Origin of the sequence: Pseudoalteromonas sp. JSTW, from assembly GCF_013423925.1 — a bacterium.
Lineage (GTDB): Bacteria > Pseudomonadota > Gammaproteobacteria > Enterobacterales > Alteromonadaceae > Pseudoalteromonas > Pseudoalteromonas lipolytica.
Genome location: NZ_CP058972.1, coordinates 1,991,982 through 2,005,885, shown reverse-complemented (window position 1 = coordinate 2,005,885; position 13,904 = coordinate 1,991,982). Strand labels below are relative to the sequence as shown.

Here is a 13,904-nt window from a genome sequence, read left to right as displayed (position 1 = left end):
TTAGTTATAGAGACGTGCTTATAGAGATTGGAACATCTTGATATTGTTTTATTTTATCAAGCAAGGTGACTAAGGTTTTGTGGCTGCTTTGCTCACTTGCAGTTACTTGCACCTGTGTCATTTCAAACTGTGCGGCAAATAACGCGAGGTTAGCTATAATTTGCTCTGGTGTTATAAGTCGGTTTGCAAAGTAAATACTGTCGTTTTCAGTAATAGTAAATTGCGCTTGTTTTTTTGGGTTTTCAAGAGTTGGTTTTGCTAAAGGGCGATTGACTTCTATAGCGCGCTCTTTAACAAATGAGGTTGTAACGATAAAAAATATCAGCAATATAAATACAATATCGAGCATCGGGGTCATATCTACATCAGCGTTTGCAGTGGTTTTTTTAGGTTGTTTCACCATAATTAGGTCCTTGTTGTTTTTGACCAAGCCACAAAATTTACGATTAAGTGGACTAGCCATAGTCGTGTTAAGAACACGGATTATTTTTAAAATGCTGGGCGCCACAGCCATTTTTCGGATCCTAAATTTAAAGTTAGCAGCTTTTAAAAATACTGTAGTTAAATAAATATTCTAAGTTTATTAAAAGTTTGTAGCGTTTTTGTTGGTAAAAATATTTATTAACTTTGATGAAATCATTTCGAGGTTTGTCAGGTCATTTTTGTTGGAACTAAGTTTAAAGGATGGATAAATGCTAAAAATTAAGTCTTTAGTTTGTGCTATGTGCCTTGTTTTACCGACAGCAAGTTTTGCTGAGCAATCAGTTAACGGGCAAGATTTCATAAATTTATTTGAGAAGCTGTCAGGTAAGCAGCCCGGAATTAGAAAAGGTCACGCCAAAGGTGTATGCGCTGTGGGCACATTTACACCTAATCAAGCAGCAAAACAGTATTCAATCAGCCCTTTATTTAACGCACCATCAAGAGCAAATATTCGTTTTTCTATGGGTGGAGGTAACCCTAATGCTGATGAAACATCACGTTCTCCGCGAGGAATAGGGGTGCAGTTTGTGCTAGAAAATGGGGATGTGCACAATATTGCAGGGCTAACTACGCCCGTATTTGCAGGTAACAGCCCTGAAGCATTTTTTGGTTTGCTAAGTACCTTAGTACCTGACGAAAAAACAGGTGAAATCGATTTTGCAAAAGTGAAAGCATACAGTGAGCAAAACCCGAGTACGTTAGGGCAATTTAATTGGTTACAAAGCCATAACCCGCCAGCATCGTATGTGTCTTCACGTTATTTTGGTGTGCATACCTTTTACATGGTTGATGAAAAGGGCACTAAGCAAGCTTTTAGATGGACCATGGTGCCAGAAGCGCAAGAACAAGTACTAACTGAAGAACAAATGAAAGCATTACCTAAATCATTTCTTGCTAAGCGACTTGAAGAGGATTTAGCGAAAGGGAAAGTTCATTACCGTTTTCAAGCTGAATTAGCCGAGCCGGGTGATGCATTAACGGATCCTTCAGTGCAATGGCCTGCTGATCGCAAAACAGTTAATTTAGGAAAGCTCACGATAGAATCCACGGGTGAATCAGGGTGTGATTTTACTAATTACGACCCAAATCTGCTTTCACAAGGCTTTATGCCAAGTGAAGATGAAGTGTTAAAGCTGCGCTCAACTGCTTATGCTATTTCATTTTCAAAACGTATTACTGGGCAATAACGTTCTTTAAATTTTCAATATGAAGCCCAGTTATGCTGGGCTTCATATGATTAGCAGTTAATGCTTTTTCATTTTACTCATTTCGGCATGACAGCTTTGAATAGTTAGCAGGGTTTTTGATAACGCTGCTTCACAGTCGTGGGGTTGAGGTTTTTTGAGCGCACTTTTTATTTCTGCGAGTGTTTTGTCTTCGACTTCTTCAAGCTCACTGACGTAGGTTGCATCTTTGTCTGCACCGAGTTTAGTGATTAAAGATGTGTAAGCTTTACGAGCTTCTACCGCAAAGTCTGAGCCATTTTCACGGTGACCTGTTTGGTTGATGGCGTATGGCTGTAAACGTTCAATACTTACTTTACGGGCATCGATCATGCGCTGAAATAACGCGACGATACTGGGGTCTGAAACTTTTTCCTGTGCTTTTTCATAAAAATCGATACCACTATTCATAACTTGAATGATATCTGCAATATGATGAACGTCATGTCCTTGATGTGTTTGCATAATGACCTCTCTAATAATATAGACTGAATTAAAACAATGCTCTCTACATGAAGCAAAGCATGTTCCAATCCCTAATATAAAAGTATTATCATTAATAATCAGAGTGTTACATTTTTATTTTGAGATAAAGAGAGTTTGGTACGCCCATATAAAAAGGCGTACCAGCAATAATTACAGGTTAATAGGTAAAATATTACTTAAGCTCATTGGCCACTTCAGCTACTTTTTGTCTAAGCCAAATATGGCTGGCATCACGGTGTAAAAGAGGGCTCCAAATCATGTCGAGTTCAAAAGGCGGAATAGGGAAAGGTGGCTCAAGAATTTTTAATCCCGGATCATCTAAATAAATATTCGCCGCTTTTGATGGCAGTGTGGCCACTAAATTCTGCTCTTTAGCCAGGTGAATGGCGACATGATAGTTTCGAGTAAAGGTTGCAATATTCCGGTGCTTACCAAAATGAGCAAGCGCTTCGTCTACCCAACCTAACTTTTGGACATCTTTTGGATCCATCCCTACGCCAACACCAAAACCTGTTTTACTTACCCAAATATGGCGCGCTTTTAAGTAACTATCGAGACTGAAGTCTTTAATGATAGGGTTGTCGGCTTTTACTAAGCAGCAAAAACTGTCTTTCCAAATTTGTTTGTAGTGAAACGATTGGGGTAAGTTTTCAAAGCGGTTAATTGCCATGTCGACCTTGCCGTTTTCAACGTCATGAAACGTAACGTCACTGGGGGTCAGGATATCAAGCGTGGTGTCAGGCGCTTCTTCGTGTAACTTACTAAGTAGTTTGGGCGCAAGGGTACTGGCCGCATAGTCACTGGCCATAATACGAAATACACGTTTACTTTGAGATGCTTCAAATTCACGGTTAGGAGCGAGTGTTTCTTCTAACGTCATTAAAATACCGCGTATGACAGGTTGTAGCTCTTTAGCACGCTCTGTCGGCACCATTCCTTCACTGGTGCGTACCAAAATCGGATCATTAAATAAATTTCTCAGGCGCTTTAAACCGTTACTCATTGCGGGTTGTGTAATGCTTAACTGATTAGCCGCTTTGGTTACATTGCACTCTCTGAGTAATGTATCTAGGTAAACAAGTAAGTTTAAATCTATTTTACTTATATTCATTCTGTGTCCTTGGTGTTTACCAATAATGGATAAATCGTTGTGCAGCAGGGTAAGGGTAAATGTGGCTTACCACGCCTTGCTTAATATTATATTGAGCTTGTCGCCAATAAGCGGGGTCTTCAAGCTCTGGGTGTGTACTTAATAAATAGTGTTTGTACACAGGGTTAGCCGTAACAAAGGTGCACAATTGCTCAGGAAATACGTCTTGCGGTGCCACTGAATAACTTTGCTCATTCGTTAAGTAGTCATCGTATGACTTGGCTTTTGGTAAGGCACGAAAGTTCATATCAGTTAAATATTGCACTTCATCGTAGTCATAAAAAATAACGCGGTTATGCTTACTTACCCCAAAGTTTTTCAATAGCATGTCGCCTGGAAATATATTCACGGCTATCATTTCTTTTAATGCTTGACCATATTCTTCAATGGCTTCAAATGCTTGTTGTTCACTGGCATTTTCAAGGTAGATATTTAATGGTGTCATGCGCCGCTCAATATATAAGTGTTTTATGATCAGCCAGTCACCTTCAATAATCATTGAAGAGGCGATTGTTTTATGCAGCTCTGCTAACAATTTACTATCAAAACGACTCAGAGGAAATACGACGTTAGAATACTCTATAGTATCGGCCATGCGTCCGACACGATCATGACTTTTAACTAATTGATAGCGTTTAAGCACGGTATCGCGCCCAAACGGTTTGCTTTCGCCAAAGGTGTCTTTAATCACTTTAAACACATAGCCAAAGGATGGCAGAGTAAATACCATCATCACCATACCCGGTGTGCCAGGGGCAATAACTAATTGATCGTTTGAGTTATTTAAATGCTGTAAGAACTCACGATAAAACTCGGTTTTACCTTGCTTATGAAAGCCAATTGCATTGTAAAGCTCTGCCAATGTTTTGTTGGGCATTAATTGATTTAAAAAACGAACTAATGCAGAAGGAGCATGCGTTTCAACCATAAAATAGGCGCGGGCAAAACCAAAGATAACCCGCATTTGCGATGATTTCGTCAGCAACGCATCAAGGTATAAGCCTTTATCCTCATGGTGTAAAACAGCAATGATAAAAGGTTGTACGCCACTTTCAGACACCACTCGGCCAACAATGTAAGCGGCTTTATTTCGGTAAAAAGGGGCTTGAAGGATATCAAAGCGCATGTGCCACGCTTGGTGGTGTGTATCGGGAGCTTGCTTATAAAACGCCTTAACCAACAATCGAATATCACGCTCAAGGTCCACAAAAGGGGCTTTAAAGTCAAATTGATTAATAATTTTACGTATTGTGGGTCTTAGCCCATCTACGACAGGAAAATAACTGCGATATTCAGCTTCCATTGGGAGGGCGGGAGCATCTGCGAGAGTGGCTTTTACAAATATAAAGTCGTTATTAAAATAGCGGCGGTGAAATAAGCGACAAAAAACGGAGTTATAGAAAGTTTCAGCCAGCTCGGCTTGTGGGTGAAAGCTTAAAAATTGTTGGTATATTTGTTTGGTTTCGAGCCAGCAAGTCTGATTGAGCTCAATAATTTGTTGTTCATTCAGCGATTTTAGCTTGGTAATGGTTTCGTTAACCCGATCATCATAATGGCTAATTCTGAGCTTACTAATTTCATTAATCTTTTGCCAATCTCGGTTGGCAAATGCGATAGGGGCTTTGGCTGTTATTGCTTGGAAGAGTTTATAGTGATTACGAAAGCCAGATAAAATTAACTCCGCAATATGTTGTGGCTGCATACAAACTCCTTCGAAACGGCTGAAATGTCGTGTTTAGAGCATTAACTCTATCCGTGTTAAGAATATGTTATTTATTAGTGAAACCCAATAGTAAAGTTAATTAATTATAGCGTGCTAATTTTTTTTCTAAGTCAGCCAGCTTTTTATTAGCCTTTTTTACGTCTCGTTGGTATTGCTTATTGATACTGTTTAGCTGCTTTTGTATGTCTTTGCTGATTTGCTTGCTTTGTGAATCAGACAAAATGCGGTTAAGCCGTTGCTCTTGTTGGTACTGCGCTCTGTCACGTTCGCGACTTAAAATGTCTAAACGATGTTTTTGACTACGAATTTCGGCTTCTAATCGCTTTATTATTTGTTCTCTTTCCAGTTCATTAAGTTGTTTAACATAATTATCAGGTGCTTGTATATCAGGATCAGTTACTGTAATGCGGTGTTTAGTTGCGCGATTCCCACAAGGAAATTGGCTAAATACGGTGCCTTTGTCAGTTACACATTTATAGTATTCCGCCGCTGTAAGTGCGGGAGAAAAGGTAATGAAAAGAGAGGAAAATAACGCGGTGATTGTGGCTTTCATGACATCCGTGTCCTTACTTTAATACGTGTTATTAAATATAATAAAGCCAGCTCGTATAGCAAATAATCAAAAGGGCTAAGGTGTATAGCGTTTTAGTTTTTTAATGCTTTGCACTAAAAAGGGTACATCAAGTCGCTGCTCTATTGCAAAGCCCTGAGCTGCAGAGATGTTTTTAAAATTACCATCCGAGTCAATTAAAGTAATTCTATCTTTCTTAAATGCAATAAACACATTTTGAGAGTAGTTTACGCCGGTATCATCATGGCGTTTATATAAATTACTGCCTAGCATGCTTTGTTTCGCGAGCGTTTGGCAATTTAAATAATGCCCAACACTGGTGGCTATTATGTCACTTGGTTGAATAAGCCCGTCTGTTTGCACAACTTTTTTATCTGAGCTGTACAGGCGAGACGTAGTCACAATGCCGTTGCTATGCTGAGCAAGGCTAAATGCGAAAACAGCGTGTGCATTATTACGCACTGTGGTTGTTTCATCTGCGCTGACAAGTCTTATTGATGAGTCTTCATTGGTTGAATTGATAAATTCAAATTGTTCGAAGCCCTCTACCTGTAGTGAGCGAGATTCGCTTAACCAAACAGGCGACTGCTGTTTTTCAAATATAGGTGATTTGTAAAAAGCCGGTAAGCCATAAACCAGGCTAAATAACGTATCTTCAACTTCAATAGGTTGTAAGAATAAATCAGTTTTACGTAAATTTGGTTGAGTATTTACAAAGCTTTCAAGGGCGTCGTTGTTTGAAAATACTAAAATATCGATTTTTGCTGTAGTTTCATCAACACATTGTGCTGGAGGCGTCGGTGCTAAATAATCAATATTGTGCGGATCTAGCCTAACATCATGAGCTTCTTTATAGCTGTCAAGGTCAAGTAAATCGTTTTTAGCCAGCAGGCTTTTTGCAGTTGTTGGGTACGATAATGGCAGTACATTATCTTGCTTAGTAATATCAAATTTTAAATTAGCATCTGCCCAAATATGAATACTGTGACTAAGAGCAAAACACACTAAGATTGTGCTCGTAGCATAACGTGCGAATTTATACTGTTTTAAGCGTGCCAGATGATGCCAAGTGTAATTACTGACTAATAACTGGAAAGCTAAAATGAGTAGTACGATACCGCCCGCAAAAATAGTCGTGAGTGCTGGGGAGTCTGTAAGACGATGCCACAATAACGACACAATCTCAGGTAAAGCTGATGAATTCAAATGATAGCCTAGGTTGAAATAAACGTAGGCATCAAGTGTCAGCAGTGATGCACCAAAGGTTGCAATTACAGCGGCCATCCCCCGAATATGTCGAGGGTAAGGAAACACCAAACTCAGCGGAAATATCGTCAGAACAAAGGCAATAAACGTAATAAAGCTTGTGTGGCTTAACCAAGTTACAAACATGTACAGGTAACCCACAAAAGTAGTGGGGGCACTGTCGGCAAATAAATAACTTAAGCTGATAAACAGCAGTAAACCTATATTTGCGAAGGTGAACCAATGGCCCCAACTAAGAAGCTGACTTACTTTTGATGAAAATTGACTTTGTTGCGATAAATTCATAAATCTTATTTAACCGACTGCGCTAATGCTTTGGCAAAGTTGTCGGCAACCGCTTGTCTTTTCTCTGAAGGTACATGCTCTTTTAAAATATGCGTGATAGAATTTCCTAAACACATAAGGCTTAAATCTACAGGCGCTTTATGCTCTGTAAGTACATCAATCAGCTGATCAACGATTTGTTCTACTTGCTCATTAGAATATTTTGATATGATAGGCATCAGTTGGTTCGATAAAAAGAGTTATATTCCCGTATTTTAACACCAGAGGCGTGAAAAACAAAGATGACAATAGATGTTAAAAAATTAGTCGTTCATTATGTAGACAAAAAAGACGGCGATACTGAAATTCATTTACGCAATGATGAAATGGTTGTTAACGACAAAGTCGCTGTATTCATAGAACAGCTTCACCATGCTTACAATGGTAAACCGGGTAAAGGGTATTGTGCATTCAGTGGCGAGAAAAACAGTGTTGTAGCTTCTGCAATGCAGAGCTATCGAAACAATGAGCTGGGCTTTTGGCACATGACTGAGCAGGCCACAAATGTATTAAAAGAAGAGCTAAATAAGTATGCGTTTAACGAAACTGGTTATTTAGTTTTTTGCCATTATCAATATGTTGCAAGTGATTATGTGTTAATTGCGCTGATCAATATTAAAGAACATTATTCAATTACTTCGGAACTTGATTTAGCGTCATCGCGTCACTTAGATATCTCACGCATGCAATTAGCTGCGCGTGTCGATTTGACAGCCTGGGACACGCAAGCGGAAGATAATCGCTATATTTCTTTTATTAAAGGGCGTGCGGGTCGTAAGGTTGCGGATTTCTTTTTAGACTTTTTAGGTTGTGAAGAGGGCATTGACCCTAAACAACAAAGCCAAGTAATGCTTAACGCCGTTGAAGACTACTTATCAGAGCAACAGTTTGATAAATCAGAAAAAGATGAGCTTCGTAAACAAGTTTTCGATTACTGTAATGACTGTGTGACCACAGGTGAAGATGCCAACGTTAAAGAATTATCGGCGACATTATCTAAAAGTGATGACAGCCCATTTGACAGCTTTTGCCAAGAACAAAACTATGATTTGGAAGACTCGTTCCCTGTTGATAAAAAGACGGTAACGAGCATGGTTAAGTTCTCTGGTATGGGTGGTGGCGTAAGTGTGAGCTTTGAGCGCAAACACCTAGGCGAGCGCGTTACATATAATGAAGCAACAGACACACTTGTGATTAAAGGTATTCCACCTAACCTAAAAGACCAACTGCAACGCTTTATGGAGCAAGAAGAAGGTTAAATAAAGTCATGCGTTAAGGCATTAGACAGTTGGGTAAACCTCGACAAAATTGACAGACTTTTGGCCCAGTTACTGCTGGGCTTTTTATTGTTTAATAATTAAGGCTTGCAGTAAGACAGTTTATTATTAGGTATTAATCTTTTAGGGTATTATCGGTCAAGATTGGTAAAAAGCTGGCGTATACGTAAGGATGAATAGGGACTTTTCTAAGGCGTTTCACTACAAAAAGTGGGCAAATACTCAATTGCTTGATTTAGGAGAACAGCAGTTTTCAGGGCTTCCAGAAAGTGATGCAACCTTTTTCGTCAGAATCTTAAATCACACAACTGTCGTCGATAGCCTGTTTATTAGCCGAATTTTGAGAGAACCTGAAAAATACAGTGATGATAATACCGTTGAAACACCAACATTTTTAGAGTTGCGCGAGAGGGTAGATGAAAATGACTCATGGTTAGTTCAGTATTCTAAAACAGTACAGCAAGAAGAACTAGAGCGGGTTGTTTCATTTAAATTTGTTGATGGTGATACAGGGCAGATGTCAGTGGCAGAGATTCTAATCCATTTGTTAACTCATGGCAGTAATCACAGAGGTATGGCATCTAGGGTACTTGCGGCAAATAATTTAGAGAGACCTAAGGACACATTCACTCGCTATCTGCATCAATTAGAGCCATTAAGAAGATTTATAGTATAGCCTCTTTTTTATGGGGCGTTATATGCAAAACCTCAAGACGACATAAAGCGTATATCCAGAGTTTAATTGTCACTGAAAGTGAAGATAACAGAGATAAATGAGATGAGTCTTTTGATTTATTCGACCCTCAAATTAAATTTACGAATAGGGATTTTATGACTTACAAAGCAATTAATTTTAAAGAGAAGTTTTCTAAATTTACTGAACATTGGTCACCGCGAGTAATTGCAGAAATGAACGACTATCAATTTAAACTCGCTAAAGTTGAAGGTGAATTTGTTTGGCACGATCACCCTGATACTGATGAAGTGTTTATTGTTATTGAAGGCGAGCTAGAAATCGAATTTAGAGATGGCATTGTAAATTTAGAGTCGGGTGAAATGTTTGTAATCCCTAAAGGGGTTGAACATAAACCCCACGCGAAGACTGAATGTAAAATTATGCTTGTTGAGCCGAAAGGCGTGGTAAATACCGGTGAAGCTGGTGGTGAACTGACCGCAGCGAATGATGTTTGGGTGTAACAAACAAGTCTGATGGTGTCAGATTTGAATCAGCAGCAATTACAAACCCTGAAAAAGGCAGCACTGCGCAGTGTGTGGGTGTTTTTGCTATTAAATAGCAGTCTGTTGCTGTTGTTTTTCTTAGGTAATACAGAGTTTGTGTTTATCGCTTTAGTGATACAGATTAGCATAGTTGTTATTTGGCAATTACCCGTATTTATATTTCACGTAGTTTATAAAAAACAGCCAATATTAATATCGATCTATAAAGCATGGGCGTCATATCGTTACGTTATAGAGCAAGTGCAATGGCCTTAGTATTTAATTTATATAAAAGAAGCGTGTAATGATGGTAACTGCATTTGTAGCAAATTTGCAGGTGGCACAGTCGCGAACCTTGCAGGCGTTGTATTAAATGCGGATAAGCTTTCTGATGCTGAAAAATATAATTGCCTAATTATTAATATTTATCTGTAACAGAGACAAAATAACCGCTAATCTACTGAGATGATTACGACGTATTCTAAGAAAAGGTTTTGAGGTGTAAATTTCTTTTAATACTGCTCTTTATTTTGAGCACATTTAACCCATTTTTTAGCAAGTTGTTAAAATGAAAATGTTAGTTAGGAGAACTAATGCCACACTTTATAATGGACTGCTCTGAAAGTATCCTGAAATCCCATCATGAAGAATGTATTATTGAACAAATCTATCATGTCGCTAATTCTACAGGATTATTCGATGAAGGTGATATTAAGGTAAAAATTAATCCATTTCAAAAGTATTCCGTGGATAATATGAGAAGGTTTTATCCCTGTTTTTTCTCAAATTGATTATTCCATTATTTAGTTTTAGTTAGAAAAGGATGTCTAGCCTATGTATCAACTTTATTTTTCTCTTGCTCTAATATTTATTATTTTTAGTTTGCCCATTTATATTTACTATATAACATTAAAACTTGAACAGTTCGAAGATAAAGGTTCTAGTTTTTTCTCTTTATTTTTTGCAGAGCCAAGCTTGAGGGTAGTACTAACAGTTTTGTGCTTTCCGTTTATAGGCATTATAAGTGTTCTAAGCACTATTAAGACTTTATGTAGACGGAAGCCTGTTAAACCATCTTTGTTATTTTCTGCAATAGTCTCATTACTGTGGTTGGCATTTTTACTTGCAGGGCTTGTGCAATATTTAGGTGAATAGAAGTTAAATAAGCACGAAAATATTTAAAATTTTTATTCGCTTTTTAATGCTATTGTTTTTCTATTATGACTATTGAGTTGTTTACAAGGGATTTTAAAAGCATGAATATATTTCTTATTATTGCAGGTGTATTAAGTGGAATCGTAGCAATTTTGCATCTTGGATGTATTTATTTTGGCGCACCGTGGTATCGCTTTTTTGGTGCGGGGGAACAAATGGCGCTACTATCTGAGCAAGGTAGTATAAAACCAACCCTTATAACCAGTGGCATTACACTCGTGCTCTCAATGTGGTCAATGTATGCGTTTTCTGCTGCTGGGATTATTTTCAAACTCCCATTAACGCGTTTAGCGCTTATATTAATTACGTTCATTTATATTGCCCGGGGCATCGTCGGTTTTTTGTTTGTAAAGTCACCCCAAGGTCGAACTCCCGAGTTTTGGATTTGGAGTTCAATTATTTGTTTATCTTTAGGTGTTGTTCATCTAGTAGGACTGAAACAACAATGGGCTAGTTTGTAGGCAAATTTAAATAAAGTCATTATGATTGCAGCACATATCCAAAGTACCATCTCGTCAACAGATAAGGTGAGACAAGTTGCACTGCGCAAGATTTGATAGTGCTGTTTGAGAATAAGGCGCAAAGCTATAAATTACAACTACGGATATTCAACGTCTATATCGGTACTCTCTATATCAGTACTCTTTATATCGGTGATATCTATATTGGTACTGACTATAACAATACTATCTATATTGACACTATCTGTAGCTTTGATTCGTTAAATCTAAAAAGAGAGTTGTGTGAATGAAAGTAGAAGCATTTTTAGTTAACTCGTTTACTGCAGATGGAAGCGGAGGTAACCCTGCCGGTGTTGTATTCAATGCGGATAAACTTTCTGATGCGGAAAAACTGACTATTGCGAAAGCCGTGGGCTTTTCAGAAACGGCCTTTGTATCAGACGATGAAGAGGTCGATTTTTCGGTGTCATTTTTTACCACAACAGAAGAGGTCGATTTTTGTGGTCATGCTACGCTTGCTGTATTTTCGACTCTATTCAACCAATGTGTGATAGCTGCGGGTAATTACACGCAGAGAACCAAAGCGGGTCTACTCGGAATAACGATTGCCAATGACGGTCAAGTTACGATGGAGCAAACCTTACCTAAATACCTCGGCAGCTTTGCGTATCATGAGGTCGCTGGATTATTGGGGGTTGATGAAGCGGTTTTAGCATCAACGGCTTTACCGATAGACGTAATCACAACAGGTTTACCCGATATTATCGTTCCTGTACCACGGGGCTATCTCGATAAAATTGAAGTTAATAACGCTGCTCTCAGTGATTTTTGTAAACAACATGAAGTGATTGGTGTGCATGCATTTGAGCTTTACGATGCGCATGAAAAGCTGACTGCAAGTTGTCGAAACTTTGCACCTTTAGTGGGTATTCCAGAAGAATCAGCAACAGGGAGCGCGAGTGGTGCGCTTGCTTGTTACTTAACTAGGCATCTTTATTCTGAACACATTAATCATTTCAAATTTGAACAAGGACGACTTATGGGATGTGCCTCACATATCTCAGCATGCGTTAGATCAGACAAACAAGGTGTGAGTCAGGTGTTAGTGGGTGGATACGCCAGTGGCTTCGGAACCCAAATAATCGAAATATAGTGTATATATCTAAAACAAAAAAGCCGCGTTATTTTCATAACGCGGCTTTTTTCATATAACTGTCTCGTCCTGAAATGTGTTTACACATTTAGGACTTATTATGACCAAGTCAAATAATACACCGATCAAACGAACACAACGAGATTATTCATTAGGCTTTAAATTACAAGTTGTCGACGCTGTAGAAAAAGGCGATATGACTTATAAACAAGCCCAAAAAATTTATGGCATACAAGGTCGCTCAACTGTGCTTACTTGGTTGAGAAAACACGGTAAGATGGATTGGACTCAATCACCTAAGATGACTATGCCTAAATCACCTAAAGCCAAAGAAAGCCCCGCACAAAAAATCAAGCGTCTCGAACGAGAGCTCGAAGATGAGCACTTACGTAACCTGTTACTCAATGAAGTGGTTAATATTCTTGACGCTGAGCATGGGACAAACCTTAGAAAAAAGTATATTGCCAAGGAGCAAGAAGCCTTCAAAAGCAAAAAATAGTTAGCTTAGAACGTGCTTGCAAGCTGCTTGGGATAACGAGACAAGCAATATATCAACGAGAGAGCAGAGCTAAATTGCGTGCTATTGAACTTGCACCAGTTAAAGCGATGGTATTGGAAATACGACGCTTTATGCCGCGTTTAGGTGGAAGGAAATTATATTTTCTACTGAAACCCAAACTCATAGAGCAAGGTATAAGTTTAGGTCGAGATGCTTTTTTTAGTTACTTAAAAAGTGAACATTTATTGGTTAAACCTAAGCGTAGTTATACAAAAACGACGTTTAGTAAACATTGGATGAAAAAGCATCCTAACTTGCTTAAAGATAGACAACCATCGAGGCCAGAAGAGGTATTTGTAAGTGATATAACCTACGTTCAATCAACGCAAGGTGTTCACTATCTATCGCTGGTAACTGATGCGTATAGTCGCAAAATTATGGGATATGAACTCAGTGATGAAATGAAGGCGACAGATGTGGTTAAGGCATTAGATATGACCATCGCTAATCGTCAGTATCAATGCAGTACGATTCACCATTCAGATAGAGGGTTACAGTATTGCTCACGGGTATATCAAGTAAAGCTTAATGAAAATGGCATTACTCCATCGATGACCGATGGCTATGATTGCTATCAAAATGCATTGGCGGAGCGCATTAATGGCATATTGAAGCAAGAATTCTTACTCTATAAATGCCAAAATCTGAAAGAGCTACGTGAACTCGTCGAAGAATCAATAGTAATATACAATGAAATGAGGCCGCATTTGAGTTTAGGCATGGAAACCCCAAACCAAGTGCATAAAAAAGACCAGGAGCAAAAGCTACTGGCCTTCAATTAAAACCGTCAACGTA

General features: G+C 38.6%; 15 protein-coding genes. 8 read left to right on the top strand and 7 right to left on the bottom strand.

Annotation, left to right across the window (positions count from 1 at the left end; all coding sequences use genetic code 11):
- Positions 1-4: 4 nt before the first annotated feature.
- A complete protein-coding gene (locus GZH31_RS09205; protein ID WP_036969180.1) occupies positions 5-403 on the bottom strand; it encodes a biopolymer transporter ExbD in 399 nt (132 codons plus the stop codon).
- 289 nt (positions 404-692) lie between these two features.
- Here GZH31_RS09205 and GZH31_RS09200 point away from each other — a divergent pair, with 289 nt between their 5' ends.
- Positions 693-1,670 (top strand): catalase family peroxidase, encoded by a 978-nt coding sequence (locus GZH31_RS09200; protein ID WP_180310896.1) that lies wholly within the window; start codon positions 693-695, stop codon positions 1,668-1,670.
- 57 nt (positions 1,671-1,727) lie between these two features.
- Here the strand turns inward: GZH31_RS09200 and GZH31_RS09195 are convergent, their stop codons facing one another.
- From GZH31_RS09195 to GZH31_RS09170, 6 genes are all read right to left on the bottom strand, one after another.
- Positions 1,728-2,171 carry a PA2169 family four-helix-bundle protein gene (locus GZH31_RS09195; RefSeq protein WP_036967916.1) on the bottom strand — a complete coding sequence of 148 codons (444 nt, stop codon included), beginning with the start codon at positions 2,169-2,171 and terminating at the stop codon, positions 1,728-1,730.
- Between the two features lie 193 nt (positions 2,172-2,364).
- Positions 2,365-3,303, bottom strand: coding sequence for a LysR family transcriptional regulator (locus GZH31_RS09190; RefSeq protein ID WP_036967919.1), 939 nt, complete (start codon positions 3,301-3,303; stop codon positions 2,365-2,367).
- A 16-nt stretch (positions 3,304-3,319) separates the two neighbouring features.
- Positions 3,320-5,044: a bifunctional isocitrate dehydrogenase kinase/phosphatase gene (gene aceK, locus GZH31_RS09185; protein ID WP_036967922.1), complete on the bottom strand. Its 1,725-nt coding sequence runs from the start codon at positions 5,042-5,044 to the stop codon at positions 3,320-3,322.
- 100 nt (positions 5,045-5,144) lie between these two features.
- Positions 5,145-5,618 (bottom strand): DUF4124 domain-containing protein, encoded by a 474-nt coding sequence (locus tag GZH31_RS09180; protein ID WP_036967925.1) that lies wholly within the window; start codon positions 5,616-5,618, stop codon positions 5,145-5,147.
- A 75-nt stretch (positions 5,619-5,693) separates the two neighbouring features.
- Positions 5,694-7,187 (bottom strand): DUF3413 domain-containing protein, encoded by a 1,494-nt coding sequence (locus GZH31_RS09175; RefSeq protein WP_065978494.1) that lies wholly within the window; start codon positions 7,185-7,187, stop codon positions 5,694-5,696.
- Positions 7,188-7,192: 5 nt separating this feature from the next.
- Entirely contained in the window at positions 7,193-7,405 is a 213-nt protein-coding gene (locus GZH31_RS09170; RefSeq protein WP_036967930.1) for a DUF1414 domain-containing protein, read from the bottom strand.
- Positions 7,406-7,468: 63 nt separating this feature from the next.
- Here GZH31_RS09170 and yejK point away from each other — a divergent pair, with 63 nt between their 5' ends.
- From yejK to GZH31_RS09135, 7 genes are all read left to right on the top strand, one after another.
- Positions 7,469-8,485, top strand: a complete 1,017-nt coding sequence (gene yejK / locus GZH31_RS09165) for a nucleoid-associated protein YejK (RefSeq protein WP_180310895.1) — start codon at positions 7,469-7,471, stop codon at positions 8,483-8,485.
- Positions 8,486-8,675: 190 nt separating this feature from the next.
- Complete coding sequence (locus GZH31_RS09160) at positions 8,676-9,179, top strand: DinB family protein (protein ID WP_180310894.1); 504 nt, start codon at positions 8,676-8,678, stop codon at positions 9,177-9,179.
- A 155-nt stretch (positions 9,180-9,334) separates the two neighbouring features.
- Positions 9,335-9,700, top strand: coding sequence for a cupin domain-containing protein (locus tag GZH31_RS09155; RefSeq protein WP_074989399.1), 366 nt, complete (start codon positions 9,335-9,337; stop codon positions 9,698-9,700).
- Between the two features lie 24 nt (positions 9,701-9,724).
- Positions 9,725-9,997: a hypothetical protein gene (locus GZH31_RS09150; protein ID WP_180310893.1), complete on the top strand. Its 273-nt coding sequence runs from the start codon at positions 9,725-9,727 to the stop codon at positions 9,995-9,997.
- Between the two features lie 980 nt (positions 9,998-10,977).
- On the top strand, positions 10,978-11,397 hold the full coding sequence (locus GZH31_RS09145; protein ID WP_180310892.1) for a hypothetical protein: 420 nt from the start codon (positions 10,978-10,980) through the stop codon (positions 11,395-11,397).
- A 286-nt stretch (positions 11,398-11,683) separates the two neighbouring features.
- A complete protein-coding gene (locus tag GZH31_RS09140) occupies positions 11,684-12,550 on the top strand; it encodes a PhzF family phenazine biosynthesis protein (protein ID WP_180310891.1) in 867 nt (288 codons plus the stop codon).
- Positions 12,551-12,650: 100 nt separating this feature from the next.
- A protein-coding gene (locus GZH31_RS09135) for an IS3 family transposase (protein ID WP_374027183.1) occupies positions 12,651-13,891 on the top strand; the annotation gives its coding sequence in 2 pieces (ribosomal slippage) (positions 12,651-13,008 and positions 13,008-13,891; 1,242 coding nt in all).
- Positions 13,892-13,904 lie beyond the last annotated feature (13 nt).

Excerpts from the sequence above, each read along its gene's own strand:
- GZH31_RS09205 (WP_036969180.1), bottom strand. The coding sequence starts at position 403 with ATGGTGAAACAACCTAAAAAAACCACTGCAAACGCTGATGTAGATATG.
- GZH31_RS09200 (WP_180310896.1), top strand. The coding sequence starts at position 693 with ATGCTAAAAATTAAGTCTTTAGTTTGTGCTATGTGCCTTGTTTTACCG.
- GZH31_RS09195 (WP_036967916.1), bottom strand. The coding sequence starts at position 2,171 with ATGCAAACACATCAAGGACATGACGTTCATCATATTGCAGATATCATT.
- GZH31_RS09190 (WP_036967919.1), bottom strand. The coding sequence starts at position 3,303 with ATGAATATAAGTAAAATAGATTTAAACTTACTTGTTTACCTAGATACA.
- aceK (WP_036967922.1), bottom strand. The coding sequence starts at position 5,044 with ATGCAGCCACAACATATTGCGGAGTTAATTTTATCTGGCTTTCGTAAT.
- GZH31_RS09180 (WP_036967925.1), bottom strand. The coding sequence starts at position 5,618 with ATGAAAGCCACAATCACCGCGTTATTTTCCTCTCTTTTCATTACCTTT.
- GZH31_RS09175 (WP_065978494.1), bottom strand. The coding sequence starts at position 7,187 with ATGAATTTATCGCAACAAAGTCAATTTTCATCAAAAGTAAGTCAGCTT.
- GZH31_RS09170 (WP_036967930.1), bottom strand. The coding sequence starts at position 7,405 with ATGCCTATCATATCAAAATATTCTAATGAGCAAGTAGAACAAATCGTT.
- yejK (WP_180310895.1), top strand. The coding sequence starts at position 7,469 with ATGACAATAGATGTTAAAAAATTAGTCGTTCATTATGTAGACAAAAAA.
- GZH31_RS09160 (WP_180310894.1), top strand. The coding sequence starts at position 8,676 with ATGAATAGGGACTTTTCTAAGGCGTTTCACTACAAAAAGTGGGCAAAT.
- GZH31_RS09155 (WP_074989399.1), top strand. The coding sequence starts at position 9,335 with ATGACTTACAAAGCAATTAATTTTAAAGAGAAGTTTTCTAAATTTACT.
- GZH31_RS09145 (WP_180310892.1), top strand. The coding sequence starts at position 10,978 with ATGAATATATTTCTTATTATTGCAGGTGTATTAAGTGGAATCGTAGCA.
- GZH31_RS09140 (WP_180310891.1), top strand. The coding sequence starts at position 11,684 with ATGAAAGTAGAAGCATTTTTAGTTAACTCGTTTACTGCAGATGGAAGC.